24 protein-coding genes are annotated in these 26947 nt (G+C 69.7%); 17 read left to right on the top strand and 7 right to left on the bottom strand.

Going from position 1 to position 26947, the window contains the following annotated elements:
• Positions 1-2: 2 nt before the first annotated feature.
• The 6 genes from gspD (at position 3) to Q0599_RS09395 (ending at position 8676) form a co-directional block, all read left to right on the top strand.
• Positions 3-2165: a type II secretion system secretin GspD gene (gspD, locus tag Q0599_RS09420; protein WP_298828749.1), complete on the top strand. Its 2163-nt coding sequence runs from the start codon at positions 3-5 to the stop codon at positions 2163-2165.
• Positions 2166-2175: 10 nt separating this feature from the next.
• Entirely contained in the window at positions 2176-3597 is a 1422-nt protein-coding gene (gene gspE, locus Q0599_RS09415; RefSeq protein WP_298828746.1) for a type II secretion system ATPase GspE, read from the top strand.
• 88 nt (positions 3598-3685) lie between these two features.
• Positions 3686-4897, top strand: a complete 1212-nt coding sequence (gene gspF / locus Q0599_RS09410; protein ID WP_298828743.1) for a type II secretion system inner membrane protein GspF — start codon at positions 3686-3688, stop codon at positions 4895-4897.
• Complete coding sequence (locus Q0599_RS09405) at positions 4894-7041, top strand: ATP-binding protein (protein WP_298828740.1); 2148 nt, start codon at positions 4894-4896, stop codon at positions 7039-7041. The genes gspF and Q0599_RS09405 overlap by 4 nt, the downstream gene beginning before the upstream one ends.
• Positions 7042-7123: 82 nt before the next feature.
• The gene (locus Q0599_RS09400) at positions 7124-8119 is read left to right on the top strand and encodes an AAA family ATPase (RefSeq protein ID WP_298828737.1); all 996 of its coding nucleotides are present in this window, start codon (positions 7124-7126) and stop codon (positions 8117-8119) included.
• 134 nt (positions 8120-8253) lie between these two features.
• Positions 8254-8676, top strand: a complete 423-nt coding sequence (locus Q0599_RS09395; protein WP_298828734.1) for a globin family protein — start codon at positions 8254-8256, stop codon at positions 8674-8676.
• Here Q0599_RS09395 and Q0599_RS09390 read toward each other — a convergent pair whose 3' ends face one another.
• The 4 genes from Q0599_RS09390 to Q0599_RS09375 form a co-directional block, all read right to left on the bottom strand.
• Positions 8677-11469 carry a PAS domain-containing sensor histidine kinase gene (locus tag Q0599_RS09390; protein ID WP_298828731.1) on the bottom strand — a complete coding sequence of 931 codons (2793 nt, stop codon included), beginning with the start codon at positions 11467-11469 and terminating at the stop codon, positions 8677-8679.
• Positions 11466-12212, bottom strand: a complete 747-nt coding sequence (locus tag Q0599_RS09385; RefSeq protein ID WP_298828728.1) for a response regulator — start codon at positions 12210-12212, stop codon at positions 11466-11468. The genes Q0599_RS09390 and Q0599_RS09385 overlap by 4 nt, the downstream gene beginning before the upstream one ends.
• A 93-nt stretch (positions 12213-12305) precedes the next feature.
• Positions 12306-12506 carry a hypothetical protein gene (locus Q0599_RS09380; RefSeq protein ID WP_298828725.1) on the bottom strand — a complete coding sequence of 67 codons (201 nt, stop codon included), beginning with the start codon at positions 12504-12506 and terminating at the stop codon, positions 12306-12308.
• 29 nt (positions 12507-12535) lie between these two features.
• Positions 12536-12742 carry a hypothetical protein gene (locus Q0599_RS09375; RefSeq protein ID WP_298828722.1) on the bottom strand — a complete coding sequence of 69 codons (207 nt, stop codon included), beginning with the start codon at positions 12740-12742 and terminating at the stop codon, positions 12536-12538.
• Between the two features lie 129 nt (positions 12743-12871).
• Here Q0599_RS09375 and Q0599_RS09370 point away from each other — a divergent pair, with 129 nt between their 5' ends.
• Entirely contained in the window at positions 12872-13768 is an 897-nt protein-coding gene (locus tag Q0599_RS09370) for a 5'-nucleotidase (RefSeq protein ID WP_298828719.1), read from the top strand.
• Between the two features lie 5 nt (positions 13769-13773).
• On the opposite strand, the gene Q0599_RS09365 is transcribed toward Q0599_RS09370, so the two are convergent.
• Together Q0599_RS09365 and Q0599_RS09360 are read right to left on the bottom strand one after the other, a co-directional pair.
• Positions 13774-14214, bottom strand: a complete 441-nt coding sequence (locus Q0599_RS09365; RefSeq protein WP_298828716.1) for a hypothetical protein — start codon at positions 14212-14214, stop codon at positions 13774-13776.
• Positions 14211-14951 (bottom strand): Crp/Fnr family transcriptional regulator, encoded by a 741-nt coding sequence (locus Q0599_RS09360; RefSeq protein WP_298828713.1) that lies wholly within the window; start codon positions 14949-14951, stop codon positions 14211-14213. Before Q0599_RS09360 ends, Q0599_RS09365 begins: the two co-directional genes overlap by 4 nt.
• A gap of 136 nt (positions 14952-15087) precedes the next feature.
• On the opposite strand from Q0599_RS09360, the gene Q0599_RS09355 reads away from it, so the two are divergent.
• The 8 genes from Q0599_RS09355 (at position 15088) to Q0599_RS09320 (ending at position 23660) form a co-directional block, all read left to right on the top strand.
• A complete protein-coding gene (locus tag Q0599_RS09355; RefSeq protein WP_298828711.1) occupies positions 15088-17034 on the top strand; it encodes an AMP-binding protein in 1947 nt (648 codons plus the stop codon).
• A 2-nt stretch (positions 17035-17036) separates the two neighbouring features.
• Entirely contained in the window at positions 17037-17822 is a 786-nt protein-coding gene (locus tag Q0599_RS09350; protein WP_298828709.1) for an ABC transporter ATP-binding protein, read from the top strand.
• A gap of 2 nt (positions 17823-17824) precedes the next feature.
• Positions 17825-18754, top strand: coding sequence for a branched-chain amino acid ABC transporter permease (locus Q0599_RS09345; RefSeq protein ID WP_298828706.1), 930 nt, complete (start codon positions 17825-17827; stop codon positions 18752-18754).
• Between the two features lie 4 nt (positions 18755-18758).
• Complete coding sequence (locus tag Q0599_RS09340) at positions 18759-19823, top strand: branched-chain amino acid ABC transporter permease (protein WP_298828704.1); 1065 nt, start codon at positions 18759-18761, stop codon at positions 19821-19823.
• Between the two features lie 49 nt (positions 19824-19872).
• Complete coding sequence (locus tag Q0599_RS09335) at positions 19873-21201, top strand: ABC transporter substrate-binding protein (protein ID WP_298828701.1); 1329 nt, start codon at positions 19873-19875, stop codon at positions 21199-21201.
• A gap of 101 nt (positions 21202-21302) precedes the next feature.
• Positions 21303-22109 (top strand): ABC transporter ATP-binding protein, encoded by an 807-nt coding sequence (locus Q0599_RS09330; protein ID WP_298828699.1) that lies wholly within the window; start codon positions 21303-21305, stop codon positions 22107-22109.
• A complete protein-coding gene (locus tag Q0599_RS09325; protein ID WP_298828697.1) occupies positions 22106-22408 on the top strand; it encodes a hypothetical protein in 303 nt (100 codons plus the stop codon). The genes Q0599_RS09330 and Q0599_RS09325 overlap by 4 nt, the downstream gene beginning before the upstream one ends.
• Positions 22401-23660 carry a phenylacetate--CoA ligase family protein gene (locus Q0599_RS09320; RefSeq protein ID WP_298828694.1) on the top strand — a complete coding sequence of 420 codons (1260 nt, stop codon included), beginning with the start codon at positions 22401-22403 and terminating at the stop codon, positions 23658-23660. Before Q0599_RS09325 ends, Q0599_RS09320 begins: the two co-directional genes overlap by 8 nt.
• Before the next feature lie 2 nt (positions 23661-23662).
• Here the strand turns inward: Q0599_RS09320 and Q0599_RS09315 are convergent, their stop codons facing one another.
• Positions 23663-24595, bottom strand: a complete 933-nt coding sequence (locus Q0599_RS09315; protein WP_298828692.1) for a LysR family transcriptional regulator — start codon at positions 24593-24595, stop codon at positions 23663-23665.
• A gap of 132 nt (positions 24596-24727) precedes the next feature.
• On the opposite strand from Q0599_RS09315, the gene Q0599_RS09310 reads away from it, so the two are divergent.
• Both Q0599_RS09310 and Q0599_RS09305 read left to right on the top strand, forming a co-directional pair.
• Complete coding sequence (locus Q0599_RS09310) at positions 24728-25825, top strand: hypothetical protein (RefSeq protein ID WP_298828690.1); 1098 nt, start codon at positions 24728-24730, stop codon at positions 25823-25825.
• Between the two features lie 272 nt (positions 25826-26097).
• Positions 26098-26892, top strand: a complete 795-nt coding sequence (locus tag Q0599_RS09305) for a GNAT family N-acetyltransferase (protein WP_298828688.1) — start codon at positions 26098-26100, stop codon at positions 26890-26892.
• Positions 26893-26947: the final 55 nt, after the last annotated feature.

Genomic DNA, 26947 nt, shown 5'->3' with positions numbered 1-26947 from the left:
TCATGAAGTCACACCTGCCTTCGGGCCCTCTCCCGCGCCGCTGGCCCGCCAGGCTGGCCGTCGCGCTGCTGAGCGCGGCGCTCGTGCCGCCGCCCGGCGCACTGGCGCAGACGGCACGGGGCCGCTTCGCCGGCGGTGAGCCGGTGACGCTGAACTTCGTCAACGCCGACATCGACGCGGTGTCGCGCGCGATGGGCGCGATCCTCAAGCAGCAGTTCGTCGTCGACCCGCGCGTGAAGGGCCAGATCACGCTGTTCAGCGAGCAGCCGATCACGCCGCGCGAAGCCTACCTGAACTACCTGGCCGCGCTGCGCGGCCTGGGCTTCACGGTGGTCGAGGTCGGCGGCCTGTTCAAGGTCGTGCCCGAGGCGGACGCCAAGCTGCAGACCGGCACGGTCGCGGTGGGCGAGACGGGCCGCCGCGGCGACCAGATCCTTACGCAGGTGTTCAAGCTCAATCACGAGAACGCCAACAACCTGGTGCCGGTGCTGCGCCCGCTCATCAGCCCGAACAACACCATCAATGCCAACCCCGGCAACAACTCGCTGGTCATCACCGACTATGCGGACAACCTGCAGCGCATCGCCAAGATCATCGCGGCGATGGACACGCCGGCCGCCGGCGAGGTGGAGGTGATCCCGCTGCGGCACGCGGTGGCCGCCGACCTCGCGCCCCTCGTGCAGCGCCTGTCGGACTCCGGCGGCGCAGTCGTCGTGCCCGGCGCACCGGTGATCGGCGGGGCGGCGAGCTCGATCATTGCGGACTCGCGCAACAACACCCTGCTCGTCAAGGCCGGCAGCCCGGCCCGCATGGCCAGCATCCGCTCGCTGGTCGAACGGCTCGACCAGCCGCCGCAGGGCCAGGCTGCGGTAGGCAACGTCTGGGTGGTGCACCTGAAGAATGCCGACGCGACCAAGCTCGCGCAGGTGCTGCGCGCCGCGTTCGCAGGCGGCAGTGGTGGGGGCAGCGGTGCCGCCGCACTCTCGCCGACGCCGACGTCGGCAGTGACGGCTGCGCAGCCGGCCATCACCGCCGGTGGCGCGTCGCCGCAAAGCACCACGCCGGTCAGCGCCAGCGCCGGACCATCGACCGGCGGTTTCATCCAGGCCGATCCCTCGAGCAATTCGCTGGTCATCACGGCCGCCGAGCCCCTGTACCGCCAGGTGCGCGCCATGATCGACCAGCTCGACTCGCGCCGCGCGCAGGTCTACATCGAAAGCATGATCGTCGAGGTGTCCGGCGACAACGCCGCCGACTTCGGCTTCCAGTGGCAGGGCCTGGCCGGCAGCACCGGCGACAAGTACGGTGTGTTCGCCGGCACCAACACCTCGATCGGCGGGCCGAGCATCGTCGCGCTGACCCAGACCCTGGCTGGCCAGGGAACGACCCTGCCCGGCGAGGGTTTCAACATCGGCCTGCTGAAGAACTACGGCGGCACCTACGCGCTGGCTGCGGTGGCACGTGCGCTGCAGACCCAGGCCAACACCAACATCGTCTCCACGCCGAACCTGATCACGCTCGACAACGAGGAGGCGAAGATCGTCGTCGGCGAGAACGTGCCCTTCATCACCGGCCAGTTCACCAACACCGGCACGGCGACGACCAACCCGTTCCAGACCATCGAACGCAAGGACGTCGGCATCACGCTGCGCATCAAGCCGCAGATCGGCGAAGGCGGCACGGTGCGCATGACGATCTACCAGGAGCAGTCGAGCGTGAAGGCGACCACGGCTGCGGGAACCAGCAACGCCGGCCCGTCGACCACCAAGCGCTCGATCGAGTCGACCGTGGTGGTGGACGATGGCGCGATCCTCGTGCTCGGCGGCCTGATCAACGAGACGTACACCGACACGAAGTCGAAGGTGCCGCTGCTCGGCGACATCCCCTTCTTCGGCGCCCTCTTCCGCAGCGAGAAGCGCGAGAAGAACCGCAGCAACCTGATGGTCTTCCTGAAGCCGACCATCATGCGCGACAGCGACTCGTCGTCCAGGCTCTCGCTGGACCGCTACGATCTGATTCGCGCCAACCAGAAGGACGCGCAACCGGCCTCCAACCCGTTCCTGCCGCTGAAGGACTCGCCGGTGATTCCGCCGATGCGTGCCCCCTCGGAACCGGCGGCTGCGGCGGCCCCCGCGGCCCCGGCCTCGGGCGCCTCGGCGCCTTAAGGAGCCCGCCATGGGCGCGCGCCACCCCCTGCCCTACGCCTTCGCCAAGGCGAACACGCTGCTGCTCGAAGACGACGGCGAGCGCCTCGTGCTGTGGGCGCCTGAATCGGTGCCGTTGCCCGCGCTGTCGGAGGTGCTGCGCCTGTACGACGTCGACGCGCTCGAGCGCGAGGCCGCGCCCTCGCTGACCAGCCGCATCGCCGCGGCCTACGCGGGCGGCGAATCGAGCGCCGCCACGGTGATCGGCGAGGTGGAGAGCGCCGTTGACATCACGCGCATGATGCAGGACCTGCCCGCGGTGGAGGACCTGCTCGAGGCCGCCAACGACGCGCCGATCATCCGCATGCTCAACGCACTGCTCACGCAGGCGGCGAAGGACGGCGCGAGCGACATCCACATCGAGCCCTACGAGCGCAGCTCGGCGGTGCGCTTCCGCGTCGACGGCACGCTGCGCGAGGTGGTGCAGCCGAACAAGGCGCTGCACGCCGCGCTGATCTCGCGCCTGAAGATCATGGCCGAGCTCGACATCGCCGAGAAGCGCCTGCCGCAGGACGGCCGCATCTCGCTGCGCATCGGCGGCCGTGCGGTCGATGTGCGCGTCTCCACGCTGCCCTCGGCGCACGGCGAGCGTGCGGTGCTGCGCCTGCTCGACAAGGGCGAGGCCAAGTTCACGCTCGAGTCGCTGGGCATGAGCGGCGACGTGCTCACCAGCTTCGACCGGCTCATCCAGCAGCCGCACGGCATCGTGCTCGTCACCGGCCCCACCGGCTCGGGCAAGACGACCACGCTGTACGCGTCGCTCGGCCGCATCGACACGAGCACGACCAACGTGCTGACGGTGGAGGATCCGGTCGAGTACGAACTCGCCGGCATCGGTCAGACGCAGGTCAACCCGAAGATCGACCTCACCTTCGCGAAGGCGCTGCGCGCCATCCTGCGCCAGGATCCGGATGTCATCATGATCGGCGAGATCCGCGACTTCGAGACCGCGCAGATCGCCATCCAGGCCTCGCTGACCGGCCACCTCGTGCTCGCCACGCTGCACACCAACGACGCGCCCAGCGCAGTGACGCGCCTGACCGACATGGGCGTGGAGCCCTTCCTGCTGTCGAGTTCGCTGCTCGGCGTGCTGGCACAGCGCCTGGTGCGCAAGCTTTGCCCGCGGTGCAAGAGGCGCGATGAGCAAGGCCGCTACCACCCCGTGGGCTGCAAGGAGTGCGGCATGAGCGGCTACAAGGGACGTACCGGCGTGTACGAACTGATGGTCGCCGACGATCAGGTGCGCGCGCTGATCCACAGCCGCGCCGCCGAGAGCCAGCTTCTCGTCGCTGCCGAGGCGGCGGGCCTGCGCTCGATGCGCGAAGACGGCGATCGACTGGTGGACGAGGGCATCACCTCCGCCGAGGAAGTGATGCGGGTGACTCGTGAGTGAGATGAGCGCCCTGGATTGCCGCCACGCGCCTTTGCGCCCCCCCGCGGAGGTTCGTCCGCCCTGGGGTGAGCCGGCGGCGGACTGACCCATGCCGGCCTACAAGTTCGAAGCCCTCGACGTCGCCGGCAAGGCCACGTCCGGCCTGCTCGAGGCCGACAACGCCAAGGCCGCGCGCGCCCAGTTGCGTGCCCAGGCGCTGGTGCCGCTGGAGGTCAAGCAGGTTGCCGCCGAGACCGGCGGCGCCGGACTCAGCCTGAAGCGCAAGGTCTTCACCAGCACCGGATTGACCGTGTGGACGCGCCAGCTCGCCGGGCTGGTGGGTTCTGGCCTGCCGCTGGAGCGAGCACTCACCGCACTGGCCGACGAGGCGGAGGACAATCGCCAGCGTGAACTCGTCGCGCACCTGCGCAGCGAGGTCAACTCCGGTTCCGCCTTCGCCCGCGCGCTCGGCACCGTGCCGCGCGAGTTCGACGATGTCTACCGCGGCGTCGTCGCGGCCGGCGAGGCCAGCGGTGCGCTGGGGCCGGTGCTCGAGCGCCTCGCCGACGACCTCGAGGAACGTCAGGCGTTGCGCGCCAAGCTGATCGGCGCCACGCTCTACCCGGCGATCGTCTCGCTGATCGCGGTGGTGATCGTGGTCTTCCTCGTCACCTACGTGGTGCCTCAGGTGGCGTCGGTGTTCACCAGTTCCAAGCGCGCGCTGCCGGCGCTGACCGTGGCCATGCTGGCCATCAGCGGCTTCCTGCGCAGCTGGGGCTGGCTGCTCATCCTCGCCATCGCGGGCGGAGTCGGCACGCTGCTGTTCATGCTGCGCAACGATGCCTTCCGCGAGCGCTTCGATGCCGCTTGGCTGACCTTGCCGCTGATCGGCAGGCTCTCACGAGGCTACAACGCCGCGCGCTTCGCGGGCACCCTGGCGATGCTGGCCGGTGCCGGCGTGCCCATACTGAAGGCGCTGCAGGCGGCGGCCGAGACGCTGTCCAACCGCGCCATGCGCGCCGACGCGATGGACGCGCTGGTGCAGGTGCGCGAAGGCGCGCCGTTGGCGTCTGCGCTGGCCGGCAAGAAGCGCTTCCCCGGGCTGCTGGCGATGTTCTCGCGCCTGGGTGAGCAGACCGGCCAGCTGCCGGTCATGCTCGACCGTGCCGCGCGCCAGCTCGGCGCGGAAGTGCAGCGCCGCGCGATGCAGATGGCTACCATCCTCGAGCCATTGCTGATCGTCGCGATGGGCGGTGTGGTGATGCTGATCGTGCTGGCAGTGCTGCTGCCGATCATCCAGCTCAACACCTGGGTCAAATGAACCGGTCGGGGCCGGCGTCCGGACTCTCGGGCGAGCCCCTCAATCCCAGTTCCGTCGGTTCGGCGTTCGCACTCGAGCAGGAGCTGGCACGCCGCCTGCTCAACCTGATGGCCGGCCTCATCCTGGTCGCCTCGGGCGCCTTCCTGGCCGCCAACCTGTGGAGCGCTCTGTGGCCCGAGGCGGCGCTGTCGCTCGCGGTGGTGCTCGGTACGTTCTTCGCTTGGCGCCATGCCCGGCACCGCGGTCGCGCCACGCTGGGCATACGTATGCTCGCCTGGACCACCTTCGTCGGCCTGTCCGGCGGCCTGCTGCGCCAGGGCAGCACGATGGGCCCGGCGATCTGGTGGCTCAGCGCGCTGCCGTTGCTGCTGCTGCAGGGCGGGGCACTGATCGACGGTGTGCTGATGACCATGTTCGTCGTCGCCGAGGCGGTGTTCGCCGCGACGATCGCCGCCGCGCTGGGCATCGTGTCGGTCGATCCCGAGCAGCTCGGCACGGTGCGACGCGACGTCGCCATCGTCGGCGCCTTGACCGTGAATGCCCTGGTGCTGCTGATGGGCATCCGCTGGCGCCGCGCCCTGCTGGCACAGCTCGACGAGACGCGCCTGCGCGCCGAGGAGGCGGTGAACGTGAAGAGCCGCTTCCTGGCCAACATGAGTCACGAGATCCGCACGCCGCTGCACGGCATCGTCGGCTCGGCCGAGTTGCTGCGCGGCACGCGGCTCGACGAGGGGCAGCGCCAGGTGCTGCGAGTGCTGCGGCGCAGCTCGTCGGCGCTGCTCGCGCTGGTCAACGACGTGCTCGACCTGTCCAAGCTCGAAGCCGGCCGCATGCGGGTGGAGCAGGAGCGATTCGACCTGCACGACGCCGTCCACGACGCCGCCGAGGTGTTCTCGGCGCAGGCCGAGGCCAAGGGGGTGGACCTGCTGTCGCACTGCGCGGCCGACCTGCCGCAGCACACGGTGGGTGACGCGGCCAGGTTGCGCCAGATCCTGCACAACCTGGTCGGCAACGCGGTGAAGTTCACCGCGGCCGGCGAGGTCCGGGTGTTCGCCGCGCCCGAACGCGGTGCCGACGGCAGCGCCTGGGTGCGCGTGTCGGTGCGCGACAGCGGCATCGGCATGAGCGAGGCGCAGCTGGCCGGGCTGTTCGAGGCCTTCGCGCAGGCCGACCTGTCGACCACGCGTCGCTTCGGCGGCAGCGGGCTCGGCCTGGCGATCGCACGCGAGCTCGCCACGCTGCTCGGCGGCCGCATCGAGGTGCAGAGCCTGCCGGGGCAGGGTTCGACCTTCATGCTGCTGCTGCCGCTGGTCGCCAGCGCGGCGCCGGAGCCGCCAGCGGCGCTGCTCGCCGACATCGAGGTCCACGTGATCAGCCCGAGCCGCAGCCGCCGCGAGGATCTGGCCGAACTGGTGCAGCGCCACGGCGGGCGCTGCGAGACCTTCGACGTGATGGCGGCGGCGGCCGGGGCCTTGCCGCCCGGGGCGCGCCGCATCGTGGTGTGCGACGAGCGCGCGCTGTCCGCCGCCGGCACGACGGCATCGCAATGGAGCGATGACCTTGCCCGTCGCGGCGAACGCGGCGTGCTGCTGGTCGGGCTGGCCGCCGACGCGCGCAGGCTGCCGCGCGAGCTGCTGCCGCTTTACCGGCCGGCGCCGCCTGGGCGCGTCGTCGAGACCCTGCGACGCGCGTTCGACGCGCGGCCACCCGACAGTGCGCGCGCGGACCTCGACGAACCCCTTCATCTGCAGGGCGCTGCATCGCCACGCGTGCTGCTGGTGGAGGACAACCTCGTCAATCAGATGGTCGCGCAGGCCCTGCTCGAACGGCTGGGTGCCACGGTGGTGCTCGCGGGCGACGGCGAGCAGGCCCTGCAGCGCCTGGCGGACGCGGTGTTCGACCTCGTGCTGATGGACTGCCAGATGCCGGTGCTCGACGGCCACCAGTGCGCACGGCGCTGGCGCGAGATCGAGGCGCGGACGCAGCGGCCACGCATTCCGGTGGTGGCGATGACGGCGACGAGCGACGAGGATGCCCGCGAGGCCTGCCTGGCGGCCGGCATGGACGACTTCCTCGTCAAGCCGGTCGCGCAGGCGGATCTCGCCGCGCTGCTGGCACGCGTCGTGCATGGAACTGCGCGGTGATTGGGGTTTTGTTCGATGTCTCGGCACTGGTACGCTTTGCTTCAATGACACCGAGACGTCGTGGATCCGGAGGTAACCGTCGATGGCTGCATCGAATGACCTGGTGACCTTGCCGCGCAGCGGCCTGCCGATCGCGCACATGCGCAGCGTCTACCGCGTCGGCGACGTCGAGCGCCGGCTCGACAAACTGCCGCCCAAGGAGCACGAGAGCCTGCGTTCCACCTACGAGCGCATGATCGAGAAGGGGCCCGAGCGCTTCCAGGTCAAGCCTTCCGGGCTGCCGGTGATGGATCACCTTTACGACGACCTGCCCAACTTTGCGGAGGTGCTCGACGACGTGAAGCGCCAGCTGGCGCTGTGCGAGGACAGCCGCGACGCGCTGGAGATCACCCCGCTACTGCTGCTCGGGCCGCCGGGTGTCGGCAAGACGCACTTCGCGCGGGCGCTGTCGCACCTGTTGGGCACCGGCATGGGCTTCATCTCGATGAGCTCGATGACCGCCGGCTGGGTGCTGTCGGGCGCGTCCAGCCAGTGGAAGGGCGCGCGCCCCGGCAAGGTCTTCGAGACGCTGGTCGATGGCCAGTACGCCAACCCGGTGATGGTGGTCGACGAGATCGACAAGGCCGGCGGCGAGCATGCCTACGACCCGCTCGGCGCGCTGTACAGCCTGCTCGAGCACGACACTGCGCTGTCGTTCACCGACGAGTTCGCCGAGGTGCCGATCGACGCGAGCCAGCTGATCTGGGTGGCCACCGCCAACGATGCACGTGGCATCCCCGAGCCAATTCTCAACCGCATGAACGTCTACGAGGTGCGCGCGCCCGACTTCGAGGCGGCGCGACGCATCGCCTCCAAGCTCTACGCGGGCATCCGCGCCGAGCACGACTGGGGCTCGCGCTTCGAGCCCGAAGCGCGGCCCGAGGTGCTCGACCGCCTGGCCGAGATGGCGCCACGCGAGATGCGCCGGGCCTGGATGACCGGCTTCGGCAATGCCAAGCTGGACAAGCGCGACCACATCCTGCCACGCGACCTGCCCGAAGCCGGGCACAAGCGCAGCGCGATCGGCTTCGTGCAGTAGGCACGGCCCCTGCAGGCCCCACCCGCGAAGAACAAAGGAAACCGAACGGTTCCTGCGCCGAAACACGGCTGCGACCTGCGTCCCCGAAGCTGTCATTCCCGGGCCGCGTGTGCCCGCACATGCCAGGAATGACGATGACCCCGCAACAGACCCACCTGGTCCGGCGCAGCTTCGAGCTCGTCGCCCCGATGGCCGACGAAGCCGCCGCCCTCTTCTACCGCAAGCTCTTCGCCCAGGCGCCCGAGCTCAAACCGCTGTTCATCGGCGACCTGCGCAGCCAGGGGCGCCGGCTGATGGAGATGATCGGCGCTGCCGTGCGACTGCTCGACCACCCTCCGGCGCTGCTGCCGGTACTCGCGCAGCTCGGCGCCCGCCATGCCGGCTACGGCGTGCAGCCGGCCGACTACCGCAGCGTGGGCGTCGCGCTGATCGCCACGCTGGAGGAAGGCCTGGGGGCGGACTTCGACGCCGCCACGCGCGAGGCCTGGCTGGCAATGTACGCGCTGGTCAGCACCTCGATGATGGCGGCCGCGGGACAGGCACGCCGCGCGGCCTGATCAGCCCATCAGCAGCGTGGTCACGCGATCGACCAGATCGGCGCGCCCGAAGGGCTTGTCCAGGCTGCCGCAGCCTGACTCGGCGAGGAACGCCTCCGCGCCGGGCGAGAGCATGTCGCCGGTGACGAAGAGCAGGCGCCGTGCCAGCGACGGCTGGCGTTCGTTCACTTCTCGCCACAGTGCCGTGCCGTCCATGTCGGGCATGCGCAGGTCGCAGACGATGGCGTCGAAGCGCGCCTCCTCCAGCAGTTCCAGCGCCACCGCGCCGGACTCGGCGGTGGCCACCTCGAAACCGGCGCTCTCCAGCATGGCGCGCATGAGCTCGGCGATCTCGGCCTCGTCGTCAACGACGAGCACGCGCGCCGGGCCGGCGCCTTCCGCACCCGCCAGCGCACCGGGTTCGGTGACTTCCCCCGGGCGCCCGCTGATCGGCAGGCTCATGCGGAACACCGCACCGGCGGCGCTGATCTCCAGACCGAGCTGGCCGCCGTGTTCGCGCACCAGCGAACGCGACACCGCCAAGCCCAGCCCGGTGCCGATGCCCTCCGGCTTGGTGGTGAAGAAGGGCTCGAAGATCCTTTCGTGCAGTGCGGGCGGCACGCCGGGGCCGGTGTCGGCCACGCGCAGCCAGACACGCGGTTCGCGGTTGCGGCGGCGCGCCTCCACCCCGGTCGACAGCCTGATGCGCCGCAGGCCCTCCGCCGGCGAGGACACCAACGCCTGCTGCGCGTTCACGAGCAGGTTGAGCACCACCTGGCCGATCTGGTCCGCATCGGCGCTCACCTCGGGCAGCTCCGGCTCGAGCTCCAGCTGCAGCTCGATACCATGGCTGCGCAAGGTGTAGGCGAGCATGTCGGCGGCGGCGCGCGCCAGGTCGTTGAGCTGCACGTTGCGCCGCTCGGTCGGTCTCTGTCGCGCCATGTTGAGAAAGGTGCGCACGATGCGACCGCAGCGCTCCGCGGCCTCGCGGATGCGCTTGGCGTCGCCTTGCAGGTCGGGTGCACCTTCGCACTTCTCTTCGAGCAGGCCGGCGCGGCCCATCACGATGGCCAGCGGATTGTTCAGCTCGTGGGCCACGCCGGCGAGCAGGCTGCCCATGGCGGTGAGCTTCTCGCTCTGCCGCAGCGCCTCGCGCTGGCGCTCGATCTGCTCGGCCGCGGCACGGCGCTCCGAAAGGTCGGTCAGCGAGGCGGTGAAGTGCGACTCGCCGCCCAGGTCGGTGCGCCACAGCACCACCTCGACGGGGAACTCGCTGCCGTCGGCGCGCATCCCCGTCATCTCGACGCGACGGCCCATCATGTGCGGATCGCCGCCCGCGCGCATGCGTGCGATCGCCGCCTCGTGGCCGGCACGGTGGCGCGGAGGGACCGTCACCTCCGCGACCGGGCGACCGATCACCTCGCCGCGACGGCGCCCGAACATCGATTCGGCAGCCGGGTTGAACTCGACGATGCGGCCCTGCGCATCGGTGGAGATGATCGCCGCCAACGCATGGTCGACGATGGCCGACTTCAGCGCCACCGCCTGCAGCTCGCGAGAGCGCGCCTCGCGCGCGGCATCGAAGGTATCACGCGTGAGCTGCATCCAGGGCACCCAGGCCAGCGGCAGCGCCGGCTCGGCAGCGGCGGCGTCGAACGCCTTGCGGTGCAGGTAGTCCACCAGGCGCAGCGAGGGCAGCGCATAGCGCCGCCACAGCATCGTCGCGGTGGCCAGGAAGAGCAGCAGCAGCAGCGCGCCGCCGGCCGCAAAGGGGCCGACGTCGCGCAGCACCAGCTGGCGCACGTGCGCCTCGTCGCTGGCATAGACGGCGCGCCAGGGCGCCACCGACGAAGGACGAGCCGACAGCAGCAGCGCACCGGCGCGCACCGCCAGCGGTGCGCTGGTGGCCTGTGCGAGCGTGTCCGGCGCGATCACCGGCACCGCCGCATCGAGCGCGGAGCCGGCCGGCTCGCTGCGCGCCTTGTAGTCCCACACCAGCGTGCCGTCGCCGTCGAGCACCCAGAAGCGGCCGATGCCCGCCTCGACCTTGGCCCCATCCAGCGCGCCGGCGGGCAGCTCGGCGGTGACCGTGCCGAAGCGCTCCCGCAGGCTCAGCGCGGCAGTGGCGCTGATCACGCCGTCGGGCTGCACGCGCCAGAGCACGGCATCGCGGAACACCAGGCCGTCGTTGCTGGCGCGGGCGTGGCGCGAGGCGAGCGCCCGCAGCGCCTCGGGCACGTCGCGCGCGCCCAGCTCGGCGAGCAGCTGCTCGCTGCCCACCCAGGGGTGGATCCAAAGTTGCGTGGCCGAGGCGTCGATATAGTAGACGCGGCGGAACGCGCCGCGCCCGCTGGTCACCAGGCGGGCCTGCTGCGCGAACAGTGCCGCCAGGTCCACTGCCTCGTGGCGCCAGCGCTCGTCGTGGCGCTGGGGTCCGGCGAGCATCACCTGAGGCGCGCTCTCGTGCAGCACCTCCGGCAGCGCGTCCAGCGTGTAGCCCTGACCGTCCGCAGTGGCGGCGAGCGAGTCGCGGTCCACGGCGACCGCTGGCGCGATGGCCGGCTCCATGGTCGCATTGCGCAGCCGCAGCAGGTTGTCGCGCAGCGGCGCGAGCACCGCGTCCAGCCGCGTGACGCGACGGTCGGTGCTCATGGCAATCTGCCGCTGCGTGCCGACCGAGACGATCTCGAACTGCAGCACCAGCACGTACACCACGGCCGCCAGCACCGGCAGGCCCAGCAGCAGCATCAGCAGCGCGTAGCTTCGGCGCAGGCGGTGCAGCGCCGCGTCCGGCACCGGCTGCGGCAAGGTCACGTGGTCGCCCCGGCTCCAGTGACGTAGACGTAGCCGACGTTGCGCACGGTCTTCAGCACTTCCGGCTTGTCGGGGTTGCGCTCGATCTTGCGGCGCAGCCGCATGATGCGCAGATCGATGGAGCGGTCGAACACGTCCCAGCCGCGGTTGTGCGCCTGCTCCATGATCTGGTCGCGGTTCAGCGGCCGGTTGGGATGTCGCGCGAACAGTGCCAGCAGGTCGTACTCGGCCGCGCTGATCTCGACCTCGGCGCCCTCGGGTCCGAAGAGGCGGCGCTGGTCCAAGTCGAGCTCGCAACGGCCGAAGCGCACGCGTCGCGCCGGCGGCTCGGCGGCCGCCTCGGATGCCGCCGCCGGCGCCACCGCGAGACGGCGCAGCACCGAGCGGGCACGCGCCAGCAGTTCGCGCATCTCGAAGGGCTTGGGCAGGTAATCATCTGCGCCGAGCTCGAGGCCGACGATGCGGTCGACCGACTCGCCAGCGGTGGTGAGCATCACCAGGCCGATGCGCGGATGCGCCTCGCGCAGGAAGCGCGCCAGCGACAGGCCGTTCTCACCGGGCATGTTGACGTCGAGGATGGCCAGATCGGGCACCCGCTCGGCCACCAGCCGCCGCGCCGCGGCAGCGTCCTCGGCCTGACGCACGGTGAAGCCGTGGCGACCGAAATACTCCGCCAGCAGTGCACGCAGCTCCGGCTCGTCGTCGACGACCATCACCACGGGCGGATTCTCGGCAGGGCTCACGTCGCGGACTCCGGCTGCAAAGGCATGCGAGCGCGGATCATATCGAGCGGAGCCGCCCGGCGGTTGCAGCGGCAGCTCGCCGACCAGCATGGCTCAGCGACGCGCCGCGGCAGGGCGCAGGCGCAGCATCGGAAACAGCTCCGCCAGCGCGGCGTCGGCGGCGCTCTGCAGATGCGGGAACAACTCGGCCAGCGCGCGTTCGGCGGCGAAATCGTCGCGCACCGGCGGCCGCGCGGCCTCGGGCAGTCTGGCGCGGCTGCTCGGCGGCAGCACACGGGTGGTCATGGGGTCCATGAGCTTCTCCAACGACATGTTGCTCGGGCTCAGGCGGGCACCACCGCGGCGCCGGATCGCGCCGACATCGATGGGGACGTCTCCAGCAGGTCCTCGGCAAAACACTCGCTGCGGAAGATCACCGGCTCGGGAAGGTGGGATTCCGGCCGGCGCTGCTCCCGCGCCACGGCGTTCACGGGTGCGAGCCGGAGCCAGCCCGTCACGGGCGGGCGCAACATGGTGATGTACGGGTTCATCGAGTCGTCCTCCGTTCGGGCGCAGCGGTCTGCGCGATGGATGGAATGCTCGGCGCCCCAGGTTTCGCGAAGGCTTCACGGCAAGCGCCGTCGTGTTTCATGTGTTGCGCGGTCGCTATCATGGTCCGCATGCCCGTCTCGCTCGCCGGCCAGCTGGTGGTGGCCATCTCGTCGCGCGCCCTCTTCGACTTCGAGGAGGAGAACCAGGTCTTCGAAGCCTCGGACGACCGCGCCTACATGCAGCTACAGCTCCAGCGGCTCGAGCGGGCGGCCAAGCCGGGGGTGGCCTTCTCGCTGGTCAACAAACTGCTGGCCTTCAACGTGCCGGAGCGGCCGCGCGTCGAGGTGGTGATCCTGTCGCGCAACGACCCGGTCTCGGGCATGCGCGTGTTCCGCTCGGCGCGCCACTACGGCCTGCCCATCCAGCGCGGCGTGTTCACGCGTGGCGAGTCTCCGTGGCGCTACCTGCGGCCGTTGGCGGCGAACCTGTTCCTGTCCACCAACGAGGCCGACGTGCGCTCGGCGCTGGCCGCCGGCGTGCCGGCGGCGCGCGTCTACCCGCAGTCGGCGCGCGCCTCCGACGCCCACCCCGACGAGGTGCGCATCGCCTTCGACGGCGACGCGGTGCTGTTCTCCGACGAGGCCGAGCGCGTTTTCCAGCGCGACGGACTGGACGCCTTCCAGGACCACGAGCATCGGCGCGCCGCCACGCCGCTGGCCCCCGGGCCGTTCAAGCCGCTGCTGCAAGCGCTGCAGGAGCTGCAGCGCGAGCCGGCACGCGACATGCGCATCCGCACCGCGCTGGTCACCGCGCGCAGCGCGCCGGCGCACGAGCGCGCGATCCGCACGCTGATGGACTGGAACATCGAGGTCGACGAGGCGATGTTCCTCGGCGGCCTGCCCAAGGGCGAGTTCCTGCGCGAGTTCGAACCGGACTTCTTCTTCGACGACCAGACCGGTCACATCGAGAACGCGGCGCCGCACGTGCCGGCGGGCCACGTGGCCGCCGGCGTGGTCAACGGCTGAGCGGCTCAGCCGAGCAGCCGCGTCGCCAGCCGCTCGATCAGCGGACGTCGCTCCCAGGCCCGCAGCGCGCGCTCCGCGAACTCGTGGCCGCGGGCGTTGAGGCGGTAGTAGTGGACATGCTCGAAACCGTCCGGGTTCTGGAATTCGTCGACCAGCGCATAGGCGGTCAGGGTGCGGAACGTCGTATGCACGACCCCGCCGGCGATGGTGCAGCCACCCCAGATGTCGCCCACATGCACGAGCACATGGCCATGCCGGAGCGCGCGCAGCGCGTCGACGAACTCCCCGCGGTCGGCGATGATGGCCGAGTCGGACATGGCGGTCATGCGGCGATTGAGACGATACGGGACCGATCTTCGACCACCGCGCGCCCGTTGGGCCGCCGGAATAACCCCGTCCCGCACCATCCATTCGGCGCCGCGCGGCCGGCGCGTGACGATGGTCAAGCGCTGCGATGCACATGCCGGCGCAAGGCCGGCAGGTCGAGCACGCGCACACCACCGTATTCGATGGTGATCAGCCCCTCGCCCTGCAGCGAGCGCAGCGCCTCGTTGACGCGCTGGCGCGACAGCCCGACCAGGTAGCCCAGCTCCTGCTGCGTGATGCGCAGCAGCGTGCCGACGCCGGGATAGAGCACCGGGTGGAACAGCGCAGCCAGATTGCGCGCCACGCGGGTGTCCGGGTCGTCGAGGCGATCGATCTCCCGGGCCGCGATGAACTGGCCGAGCCGCTCGTTGAGCTGGTTCATCACGTAGCGGTTGAACGGGATGCTGCGTTCGAGCAGCCACTCGAAGGTGTCGATGTCCACGCCGGCGACCACGCTGGCGCGCAGCGGCTCGATGTTGTAGCGGTAGACCTCGCGCTTGAGCAGCGTGCCCTCGCCGAACCATGCCCCCGGCGGCACGCCGGTGAAGGTGATGGCGAAGCCCAGCGAACTGTCGTTGCTCATCTTCAGCAGGCCGTCGAGCACGCCGAACCAGTAGTTCGCCTGACGGCCGATCTTGCACACATAGTCGCCCGGGGCGGCCTCCACCACCTGCAGCGCGCCGACCACCCGCTCTCGCTCGACGGCGTCGAGCAGGCCGAGCCACGGGATCATCCCGAGTTCGTCCGGCGACGGCAACCGCGCCCGTTGGCGCAGCGGCGGCGGGCGGCTCGGGGTCTCGGTCGAAGCGGGGCTCATGCGCCGGATGGTTGACGGTAGCCTGACAGCGCACCCTGGGGAAAGTCCCCTCGGGGCTGTCCCGGAGATTGTCGTCACAACGACAACCTGGCGTCAAACTTGTTCTTACAGTCCTGCCACCGAGAGGAGACATGCGGTGCAGACGACGTTTCCGCGATTGATGCTCGAACATGCGGCGAAGCGCCCCACGGCGCCGGCCCTGCGCGAGAAGGTGTACGGCATCTGGCAGACCCTGACCTGGGCGGACCTCGCCGATCTCGTGCGCGATCTGGCGGGCGGTCTGGCGGCAGCCGGGCTGAAGCGCGACGACCACATCGTCGTCGTCGGGGACAACCGACCACGCCTGTACGCCTCGATGCTCGCCGCCCAGGCGCTCGGCGCCGTGCCGATCCCGCTGTACCAGGACGCGGCCGCGGCCGAGTTCGTCTTCCCGATCGTCAACGCCGACGTCGGCTTCGCCATCGTCGAGGACCAGGAGCAGGTCGACAAGATGCTCGAGATCCGCGATCGGTGCCCGCTGCTGACGCGCCTCTGGTACGACGACCCGCGCGGCCTGCGCAACTACAGCGAGCCGGGCCTGGCCGCGCTCGACGCGCTGATCGAGGCCGGCCGAGCGCATGCACAGGCCCACCCGGGCTTCTTCGACGCGGAGGTCGCGAAAGGTTCGCCCGGCGACATGGCGGCGATGTTCTTCACCTCCGGCACCACCGGCAACCCGAAGGGCGTGGTGCACACGCACTTCACGCTGCTCGACCGCGCCAAGGCGGGTGCCGACTTCGACCAGCTGTCCGAGCGTGAGGAGGTGCTGGCCTACCTGCCGCCGGCCTGGATCGGCCAGAACATCTTCAGCTACGCGCAGTGGCTGGCCTGCGGCTACGTGGTCAACTGTCCCGAGTCGGCAGCGACGGTGACGATCGACCTGAAGGAGATCGGTCCGACCTACTACTTCGCGCCGCCGCGCGTCTTCGAGGGCCTGCTGACCAGCGTGATGATCCGCATGGAGGATGCCAGCGCGATCAAGCGCGGCCTGTTCCACCACTACATGGCGGTGGCGAAGAAGGTTGGCCCGGCACTGATGGACGGCAAGCCGGTCGGACTGATGGACAAGCTCGGTTACGCCCTGGGCAACTTGCTCGTCTACGGGCCGCTGCGCAACACGCTGGGCCTGTCGCGCGTGCGCGTGGCCTACACCGCCGGCGAGGCGATCGGCCCCGACCTGTTCACCTTCTACCGCTCCATCGGCATCAACCTGAAGCAGCTCTACGGCTCGACCGAGACCGCGGTGTTCGTGTGCCTGCAGCCCGACCACGAGGCCAAGGCCGACACCGTGGGCGTGCCGATTGCCGGGGTGGAGGTGAAGCTCACCGACAGCGGCGAGATCCTCATCAGGTCGCCGGGGCTGCTCAAGGAGTACTACAAGAACCCGGCCGCCACCGCCGAGGTGCTCGATGCCTCCGGCTGGTATCACACCGGCGATGCCGGCTTCCTCGATGCCGGCGGCCACCTGAAGATCATCGACCGCGCCAAGGACGTCGGCCGCCTCATGGGCGGTGGCAACGACGGCGCGATGTTCGCGCCCAAGTACGTGGAGAACAAGCTGAAGTTCTTCCCGCACATCAAGGAGGCGGTGGCCTTCGGCGACAAGCGCGAGCGCGTCTGCGCCTTCATCAACATCGACGTCGAGGCGGTGGGCAACTGGGCGGAGAAGCGCGGCCTGCCCTACGCGGGCTACACGGACCTGGCGCAGAAACCCGAGGTCTACGATCTGGTGCGCGAGTGCGTCGAGAAGGTCAACGCCGACCTCGCCGCCGACACCATGCTCGCCGGCAGCCAGGTCAGCCGCTTCCTGATCCTGCACAAGGAGCTCGACGCCGACGACGGCGAGCTCACGCGCACGCGCAAGGTGCGCCGCGGCTTCATCGGAGAGCGCTACCAGGTGCTGGTCGATGCGCTGTACGGCGGCAAGAGCGAGCAGTACGTCGAGACCCAAGTGAAGTTCGAGGACGGCCGCACCGGCATGGTCTCGGCGACGCTGAAGATCGCCGACGCGAAGACGTTCCCGAGCATGAAGAAGGCAGCCTGACCGTGGCAGAACGCAAGATCGGCGAGGTCATCCTCGACGTGCAGAACATCTCGCTGCGCTTCGGCGGGGTGAAGGCGCTGACCGACATCAGTTTCGACGTGCGCGAGCACGAGGTGCGCGCCATCATCGGCCCGAACGGCGCCGGCAAGAGCTCGATGCTCAACTGCATCAACGGCGTCTACACGCCGCAGGACGGTTCGATCACGCTGCGCGGCCAGACCTTCACGCACATGAACTCGCGCCAGGTCGCCGAGATGGGCATCGCGCGCACCTTCCAGAACCTGGCGCTGTTCAAGGGCATGAGCGTGCTGGACAACATCATGACCGGCCGCAACCTGCGCATGAAGAGCAACATCTTCCAGCAGGCGATCCGCTGGGGCGCGGCCGAGCGCGAGGAGATCGCGCACCGCGAGTTCGTCGAGCGCATCATCGACTTCCTCGAGATCCAGGCCTACCGCAAGACGCCGGTGGGCCGCCTGCCATACGGACTGCAGAAACGCGTCGACCTCGGCCGCGCGCTGGCCATGGAGCCCAGCCTGCTGCTGCTGGACGAGCCGATGGCCGGCATGAACGTGGAGGAGAAGCAGGACATGAGCCGCTTCATCCTCGACGTCAACGACGAGTACGGCACCACCATCGTGCTGATCGAGCACGACATGGGCGTGGTGATGGACATCTCCGACCGCGTCGTCGTGCTCGACTACGGCAAGAAGATCGGCGACGGCACGCCCGAGGAGGTTCGCAAGAACCCGGACGTCATCAACGCCTACCTCGGAACGAGTCACTGACCATGGCATTCTTTCTTGAGACCCTGATCGGCGGGCTGATGGCCGGCATGCTGTACTCGCTGATCGCGCTCGGCTTCGTGCTCATCTTCAAGGCCAGCGGCGTGTTCAACTTCGCACAGGGCGCGATGGTGCTGTTCGCCGCGCTGGCGATGGCGCGCTTCTCGGAGTGGATCCCCGCCGGCCTGGGCATCGAGAGCAAGGTGCTGGGCAACGTGCTGGCCTTCGTCGCCGCGATGGCCGTGATGGTCATCGTCGCCTGGCTGATCGAGCGGCTGGTGCTGGGCAAGCTGGTCAACCAGGAGGGCATCACGCTGCTGATGGCCACGCTGGGCATCACCTACTTCCTCGATGGCTTCGGCCAGACACTGTTCGGCAGCCAGATCTACAAGATCGACGTCGGCCTGCCCAAGGACCCGCTGTTCCTGCTCGACAGCGTGTTCCAGGGCGGCATCCTGGTCAGCCAGGAAGACCTCTACGCCGCGGTGATCGCCGCCGCACTGGTGGCGGCGCTGAGCCTGTTCTTCCAGAAGACCGCCACCGGCCGCGCGCTGCGCGCGGTGGCCGACGACCACCAGGCCGCGCAATCGATCGGCATCCCGCTGAACCGCATCTGGGTGATCGTGTGGAGCGTGGCCGGCTTCGTCGCGCTGGTGGCCGGCATCATCTGGGGCAGCAAGCTGGGCGTGCAGTTCTCGCTGTCGCTGGTGGCGCTGAAGGCGCTGCCGGTGGTCATCCTCGGTGGGCTGACCTCGGTGCCCGGCGCCATCATCGGCGGGCTGATCATCGGCGTGGGCGAGAAGCTTTCCGAGGTCTACATCGGGCCGATGTTCGGCGGCGGCATCGAGATCTGGTTCGCCTATGTCCTCGCACTTCTCTTCCTGCTCGTGAGACCGCAAGGCCTCTTCGGCGAGAAGATCATCGACCGGGTCTGACACCATGCTGTACAGAGAAAACGGCCAGTTCAAGACCAGCTACCGTGCCGACCAGGCGGTCTTCCCGATCGCCCAGGACCGCATCGCCATCGGCGCGCTGCTCGCCTTCGCGATCGTCGTCGTGCCTTTCGTCGCGCCGGAGTACCTGTTTCGCGCCATCCTGATCCCCTTCCTGATCCTCTCGCTGGCCGCGCTGGGACTGAACATCCTGGTCGGCTACTGCGGGCAGATCTCGCTGGGCACCGGCGCCTTCATGGCGGTGGGCGCCTACGCGGCCTACAACTTCCAGGTGCGCATCGAGGGCATGCCGCTCATTGCCTCGCTGCTGATGGGCGGCGTGTGCGCCACCGCGGTAGGCGTGCTGTTCGGCATCCCGTCACTGCGCATCAAGGGCCTGTACCTTGCGGTGGCGACGCTGGCGGCGCAGTTCTTCACCGACTGGGCCTTCCTGCGCATCAAGTGGTTCACCAACGACTCGGCGTCGGGCTCGGTCAGCGTGGCCGGCCTGAACGTGCTCGGGCTGCCGATCGAGACGCCGGTGCAGAAGTACCTGTTCTGCCTGGCCTTCCTGATCGTCTTCGGCATGCTCGCCAAGAACCTCGTGCGCGGCCACATCGGCCGCGAGTGGATGGCGATCCGCGACATGGACGTGGCCGCCGCCGTGATCGGCATCCGCCCGGTCTACGCCAAGCTCACCGCGTTCGCGGTCAGTTCCTTCATCGTCGGTGTGGCCGGCGCGCTGTGGGGCTTCGTGCACCTCGGCTCCTGGGAGCCGGCCGCCTTCAACATCGACCGATCGTTCCAGTTGCTGTTCATGGTGATCATTGGCGGGCTGGGCTCGATCATGGGCAGCTTCTTCGGCGCGGCGTTCATCGTCGTGCTGCCGATCGTGCTCGACAACCTGCCCTACTGGTTCGGCATCCCGATCGACACCGCGCTGGCCTCGCATCTGACCTTCATGATCTTCGGCGCGCTGATCGTCTTCTTCCTGATCGTCGAGCCGCATGGCCTCGCCCGGCTGTGGTCGATCGGCAAGGAGAAGCTGCGCCTGTGGCCTTTCCCGCACTGATTTCTCACCCACGCACCGACGAGTGCTCTTTCCACCCCTGGAGGCAGACATGACATTCAAGTCCATCACGACGGCCGCGGTCCTCGCGGCAGCCGGCGCGGCCAGCCTGGCCACGAGCACCGCCTTCGCGCAGGCGAAGGAGCAGTTCTTCCCGGTGCTGGTCTACCGCACCGGTGCCTACGCGCCCAACGGCATCCCGTTCGCCAACGGCTACGTCGACTACCTCAAGCTGATCAATGCGCAAGGCGGCATCAACGGCGTGAAGGTGACGTTCGAGGAGTGCGAGACCGGCTACGCGACCGACAAGGGCGTGGAGTGCTACGAGCGCCTGAAGGGCAAGGGCGCGACGGTGTTCCAGCCGCTGTCCACCGGCATCACCTTCGCGCTGACCGAGAAGGCACCTGGCGACAAGATCCCGCTGATCACCGCCGGCTACGGCCGCAGCGAGAGCACCGACGGCATGGTGTTCAAGTGGAACTTCCCGCTCACCGGCACCTACTGGGACGCCGCCGACATCCTGGTGCAGCACGTCGGCAAGAAGGAAGGCGGCCTCGACAAGCTCAAGGGCAAGAAGATCACCCTCGTCTATCACGACAGCCCCTACGGCAAGGAGCCGATCCCGCTGCTGCAGGAGCGCAGCAAGATGCACGGCTTCGACCTGCAGTTGATCCCGGTCACCCATCCCGGCGTGGAGCAGAAGGCCGCCTGGCTGCAGATCCGCCAGAACCGTCCGGACTACGTGTTCCTGTGGGGCTGGGGCGTGATGAACTCCACCGCGCTGAAGGAAGCGGTGGCCACCGGCTATCCGCGCGACAAGATGTACGGCGTGTGGTGGGCCGGCGCGGAGCCGGACGTGAAGGACGTGGGTGACGGCGCCAAGGGCTACAACGCGCTCGCGCTGCAGCACGGCGCCGAGCCGAACGCCAAGGTCGTGAAGGAGATCCTCGACAAGGTGCACGGAAAGGGCCAGGGCACGGGGCCGAAGGAAGAGGTCGGCCAGGTGCTGTACATGCGCGGCCTGATGGCGGCAATGCTGTCCATCGAGGGCGTCAAGCGTGCGCAGGAGCGCTACGGCAAGGGCAAGGTGATGACCGGCGAGCAGGCACGCTGGGGCTACGAGAACCTCGCGCTCGACCAGAAGAAGCTCGACTCGCTGGGCTTCGCTGGCGTGATGCGGCCGATCAGCACCTCCTGCGCCGACCACCGCGGCGCCACCTGGGCGCGCATCCACACCTGGGACGGCGCGAAGTGGAACTTCACCTCCGACTGGTACGAGAGCGACGCGTCGATCATCAAGCCGATGATCAAGAACGCCGCCGACAAGTACGCCGCGGAGAAGAAGCTGAACCGCCGTACGCCCGAAGACTGCCAGTCCTGACCCACCCCCGGAGCGGCTGGCGCCGCGCCCCCTCGAGGGGGCGCCGCCAGCGGCCCGGCAAAGCCAGCTCCGCGGCGACTGCTTGATCGCACCGAGACACCATGAGCAACATCATCCTCAATGTGAATGGCATCGAGGTCATCTACAACCACGTGATCCTCGTGCTCAAGGGCGTCAGCCTGCAGGTGCCCGAGGGCGGCATCGTGGCCCTGCTCGGCGGCAACGGCGCGGGCAAGACGACCACGCTGCGGGCGGTGAGCAACCTGCTGGCCGGCGAACGCGGCGAAGTGACCAAGGGCTCGATCGAGCTGCGCGGCGAGCGCATCGAGAAGCTCTCCACCGCCGACATGGTCGAGCGCGGCGTGATCCAGGTGATGGAGGGGCGGCACTGCTTCGCGCACCTCACCATCGAGGAGAACCTGATGACCGGCGCCTACACCCGCCGCGACGGCAAGGCGGCGGTGGCAGCCACGCTGGAGAAGGTCTACAACTATTTCCCGCGCCTGAAGACGCGCCGCTCGTCGCAGGCAGCCTATACGTCCGGCGGCGAGCAGCAGATGTGCGCCATCGGCCGCGCGCTGATGGCCAACCCGAAGATGGTGCTGCTCGACGAGCCCTCGATGGGGCTGGCGCCGCAGATCGTCGAGGAAGTGTTCGAGATCGTGAAGGACCTGAACACCAAGGAGAAGGTCACCTTCCTGCTCGCCGAGCAGAACACCAACATCGCGCTGCGCTATTCCGACTACGGCTACATCCTGGAAAACGGCCGCATCGTGATGGACGGCGAGGCGAAGATGCTGCGCGAAAACGAGGACGTCAAGGAGTTCTACCTCGGCGTCGGCGGCGGCGACCGCAAGAGCTTCCGCGACGTGAAGAGCTACAAGCGCCGCAAGCGCTGGCTGGCATGAGCGCGGACGAGTTCGGCTTCGCGCCGCCGCCGTTCAAGCCGGACGAGGCGCTGCAACGTGCGAGGCGCGACCTGCGCGAGCTCGGGCTGAGCGAGCGCGAAGGCCGCTTCGAGCGACGCGGCGTGCTCATCGCCAGGCTCGCGGTGGACGGTGCCACGCTGAAGGCCGCGGTGGTGAAGCGTCCGAGCCGCAGCAGCCCCGAGTGGAGCGAGAGGACGCTGCGCGACAGTGTCGGGCTGCGCGACTTCGTCGCCGACCTGAAGAAGAAGCTCGCCAGCTGGAGCGACCGCGATGACTGAACATTTCGACCCGCTGGAAGCGCGCCCGGCCGCCGCGCGCGAGGCGGCGCTGATGGCGGCGCTGCCCGCGCAGGTGGCGGCGGCGCAGCGGACGGCCGCCTTCGGCGAGCTGCTCGCCGGCATCGACGCCGCGGGCATCACCTCGCGCGACGCACTGGCCACGCTGCCGGTGCTGCGCAAGCATGAACTGCTGGAGCGCCAGAAGGCGCAGCGCGCCCAGGATCCGTTCGGCGGCTTCTCCGCGATCGGCTGGAGCGGGTTGCGTGCGCCGAAGGGCGCCAGGCGCGTCTTCCAGTCGCCCGGCCCGATCTACGAACCCGAGGGCAGCGCCCCCGACTACTGGCGCATCGGCCGCGCGCTCTTCGCCGCTGGCTTCCGCGCTGGCGACCTGATCCACAACAGCTTCAGCTACCACCTCACGCCGGCCGGCTCGATGATGGAGACCGGCGCGCATGCAGTCGGCTGCACGGTGTTCGCCGGCGGCGTGGGCAACACCGAGCTGCAGTTGCAGGCCATGCAGGAGCTGCGTCCGCACGGCTACTGCGGCACGCCGAGCTTCCTGCGCATCGTCTTCGAGAAGGCCGCCGAGGCAGGCATCGCCCTGCCCTCGCTGACCAAGGCGCTGGTCAGCGGCGAGGCTTTCCCGCCCAGCCTGCGCGACTGGCTGGCCGAGCGCGGCGTGCAGGCCTACCAGTGCTATGCCACCGCCGACGTCGGCCTGGTGGCCTACGAGACCAGCGCGCGGCAGGGCCTGGTGCTCGACGAAGGCGTGATCCTGGAGATCGTGCGTCCCGGCACCGGCGACCCGGTGCCCGACGGGGAAGTCGGCGAGGTGGTGATCACCGTGCTGCACGCCGACTACCCGATGATCCGCTTCGGCACCGGCGACCTCTCCGCGGTCTGGCCCGGCGCCTGCCCGACCGGCCGCACCAACACCCGCATCAAGGGCTGGCTGGGCCGCGCCGACCAGACCGCCAAGGTGCGCGGCATGTTCGTGCACCCCAGCCAGGTGGCCGAGGTGGCGCGCCGCCACCCGGAGGTGCAGCGCGCACGTCTGGTGGTGGCCGGCGAGATGGCCAACGACACGATGACGCTGCAGGTCGAGGTGACAGGCACGCCCGAGGGACTGGCCGCGAGGATCGCCGACAGCGTGCGCGACGTGACCAAGCTGCGCGCCGACGTGGTTCTCTGCTCGGCCGGCAGCCTGCCCAACGACGGCAAGGTGATCGAGGACGCGCGCAGCTACAAGTAGACTCAGCGGACGGGCGGAGGCCGGGAGCCGAGAGCCTCGGCGCCCGGCGGCAGCAGCGCCTTCACGCCGGCCTGCAAGGCCGCCCGCAATGCCGGATCGAGGTCGGCGCGGGTGAGCAGCGCCAGATCCACGGTCACACGCTCCTTCAGCGCCCGCCGCGCGACGCCGGCGTAGTGCCGCACCGCCAGCGGCTCCGGCACCAGCGTACAACCTGCTCCTGCTCCGATGCGGGCCAGCACCGCGATGACGTCGGCGGCCGGTGCCTCCTGGCGCGGCACGAAGCCGTGCTCGCGATACTGCCGCTGCAAGTGATCCCAGAGCGCCCGATTGGCGGAGCGCCGGAAACGATAGAACGGCGGCACGTCGTTCAGCTCGGCGAGCGACAACGAACGTCGCCGCGCCAGATCGGAGCCGGCCGGCACGACCGCCGCCATGCGCAGGCGCGCCACGGCGACCGCATCGGCGCCGGCCTGCTGCAGCGGTGCCGCGACCAGCGCCGCGTCCAGCCGCCCGGCGCTCAGCGCCGCCAGGGCCTCGTGGCTGGCCATCAGTTCGCTCTCGACACTCGCCACGAGACCACGCCGACGCAGTTGCTGATCCAGCGCGGACATCTTGTTGAGGTTCAACCAGCCGAGCAGACCCACACGGAGCCTCGGCAGCCCGTCACCCAGGGACGCGACACGCTGCAGCGCCGCCTGCGTGGACGCCAACAGGCTGCGGAACTCGGCCAGGGCCCGCTCGCCGGCCGGCGACAGACGCACCTGGCGCGGCCCTCTCACGAGCAGCGTCACACCGAGCGCGGCCTCCAGCTCGGCGATCTGGCGCGACAGGGGCGGCTGGGAGATGTGCAGGCGCTCGGCGGCACGGCCGAAGTGCAGCTCCTCGGCCACCGCCACGAAGTAGCGCAGGTGTCGCAGGGTGACGGGGTTGATCATGCGTGCGCCCGGGGCAGGGCCGTTGATCGATACCTGGAAAGTATTGCAGAGAAGGTATTTCCGCCGCAGGGACACGCCACCTAGAGTGCCGCGCCACGGCCCGGAGCCTGGGCTGGCCGACGAGAGACCTCCATGCAACGACGCGATTTCCTGGCTGCGCTCACCCTGCCCCTTGTCGGGCTCACGGGCTGCGGCGGCACGAGCCCCTCGCTTGACTTCCGCACCACGCGGCGGGTCGGCGAGCTGGCCGTCTCCAACCACGCCTCGGTCACCGCCGCCGACGGCAGCGTGATCGTCATCGGCGGCGACCGCGGGTTGAGTACGCTGTCCGACGCGGTGGACCGCTTCGAGCCGTCCGCCGCGCGACTGGCCCGCATCGCCACGCTCAGCAGCGGACGGGACGGCCACCAGGCCTTGCTGCTGCAGGACGGCCGCATCCTGGTCAGCGGTGGACAGGTCGCCATGGCGGACGGTCGCATCGCCGAGCTGATCGACCCGCTGCGCGGCACGGTGAACGCGGCCGGACACCTGAACCTGCACCGCCGCGCGCATGCCATGACGCTGCTGAACGACGGACGCGTGCTCGCCAGCGGTGGCGTCGGACGCGACAGCGTCGAGCTGTGGGATCCGCAGCACCAGACCTGGCGCCTGCTGCCCTCGCGCATGCAGCACGCGCGTGCCGGCCACAGCGCCACCTTGCTGGCCGACGGCTGCGTGCTGCTGGTTGGCGGCGACGCCGGCGGGTACCCCGACTACCGCTTCGCGGAACTGTGGGATCCCCGCACCGAGGCGTTCACGCCGCTCGACGCCGGCATCGAGGAGCCGCGCATGCTGCATGCGGCCTGGCGGACCAGCACGGGCGACGTGATCATCGTCGGCGGCGAAATCGCACGCGGCAGCGAACTCGTGCCCCTGGCCAGCGCGTGGCGTTACGAGGCCGCCACCTCGCGCTTCGACAGGGCACCGGGCTTGGCCACGGCTCGCACCCTGATGGCCGTTGTCCCCACCGGCAACGACCACGTGCTCCTCATCGGCGGCCAGACCGCGGGCCAACTCGCCTCTCGCAGCCTGAGCGCCTGGAGCGACGATGTCGGCGAAGCACCCTTGCCCGAGCTGCCCTCTGCACGCGTGTGGCACACCGCCAACCCGCTGGCGGATGGCCGTGTGCTGGTGATCGGCGGTGAAAACGGCCGCGGGGGCTTCGCCTCCGACATCCTCGTCGTGGAGTGATCCCCCCGTCCGGCCGGCGTCATGGCCGACGCGCGGTGCGGCACCGTCGCTCGCGACCGAGGGCGAACCCGGGCAGTGCGATCCAGGGCGCCCTTCTAGACTGGCGTCTCGCCACGCCGATCACCGGGAGACGTCAAATGCAAGGGCGAACCACAGGCTGCTGTCATCACGGGTGGGTCTTGTGGCGATGCCTGATGGCGCCGCCCGTCGGTGGCTGCGGAGGCTCGGCGCCCCACTCAGCGCCTGGCGACACGCCACGCTGAGGCCGAGGCATGACGCAGCCCTCGACGCATCCAGCATCGCCCGAAGGTGTCCGCCACGTCGTGCTCGCGCTTCTGGCCCAACTCGCTCCCGAGGCGGATCTACGCGCTCTGCGACCCGATCGACCGCTGCGCGAGCAGATCGACCTCGATTCGATGGACTGGTTGAACCTCGCCGTCGGGGTGCACGAGCGTCTGAGCGTGGCGATTCCCGACGAGGCGCTCGCCCGGCCGTTCACGCTGGACGCCTTGGTGGCGCTCGTCGCGTCGCTGTCGCCGACGCCGCGCGCCGCGACGCTTGCGCTGCCACGGCATCACAGCCTCGACGGCGTGGACGTCGTGCTGCGAACCATGGCGGCCGAGGACGCACCGATGGAGGCGGAGTTCGTTCGACGCCTCTCCGAGCTGTCGCGCTACAAGCGTTTCATGGGGACGGTGCGCGAACTCCCGGGGGCGAAGCTGCGCTACCTGACCGATGTCGACGGCGTGCACCACGTCGCCCTGGTCGCCACGACGCTGCGCGACGGGCGCGAGCTACAACTCGGCGTGGCACGCTACGTGGTCGAGCCCTCGGGCACCGCCTGCGAGTTCGCGGTTGCCGTCGACGACGCCTGGCAGGGCAGCGGGCTGGCCGGCATCCTGATGCACGCGCTGATCGACATCGCACGCCAGCACGGCCTGGCCATCATGGCTGGCAGTGTGCTCGCCACCAATCTGCCAATGCTGCGTTTCGCGCGCCAGATCGGCTTCGAGGTCCAGACCGACCCCGACGATGCGAAGACACGCCGCGTGGTGCTCAAGCTCTGAGCAAGCGTCGGCCCGCTCGGATGCCGCAGCCCGCGGCCTTGCCTATCATCGCATC

Origin of the sequence: uncultured Piscinibacter sp. (genome assembly GCF_937952055.1) — a bacterium.
Classification (GTDB): domain Bacteria; phylum Pseudomonadota; class Gammaproteobacteria; order Burkholderiales; family Burkholderiaceae_C; genus Piscinibacter.
The sequence above is the reverse complement of the archived record's forward strand: the minus strand, read 5'-3'. Positions and strand labels throughout refer to the sequence as shown.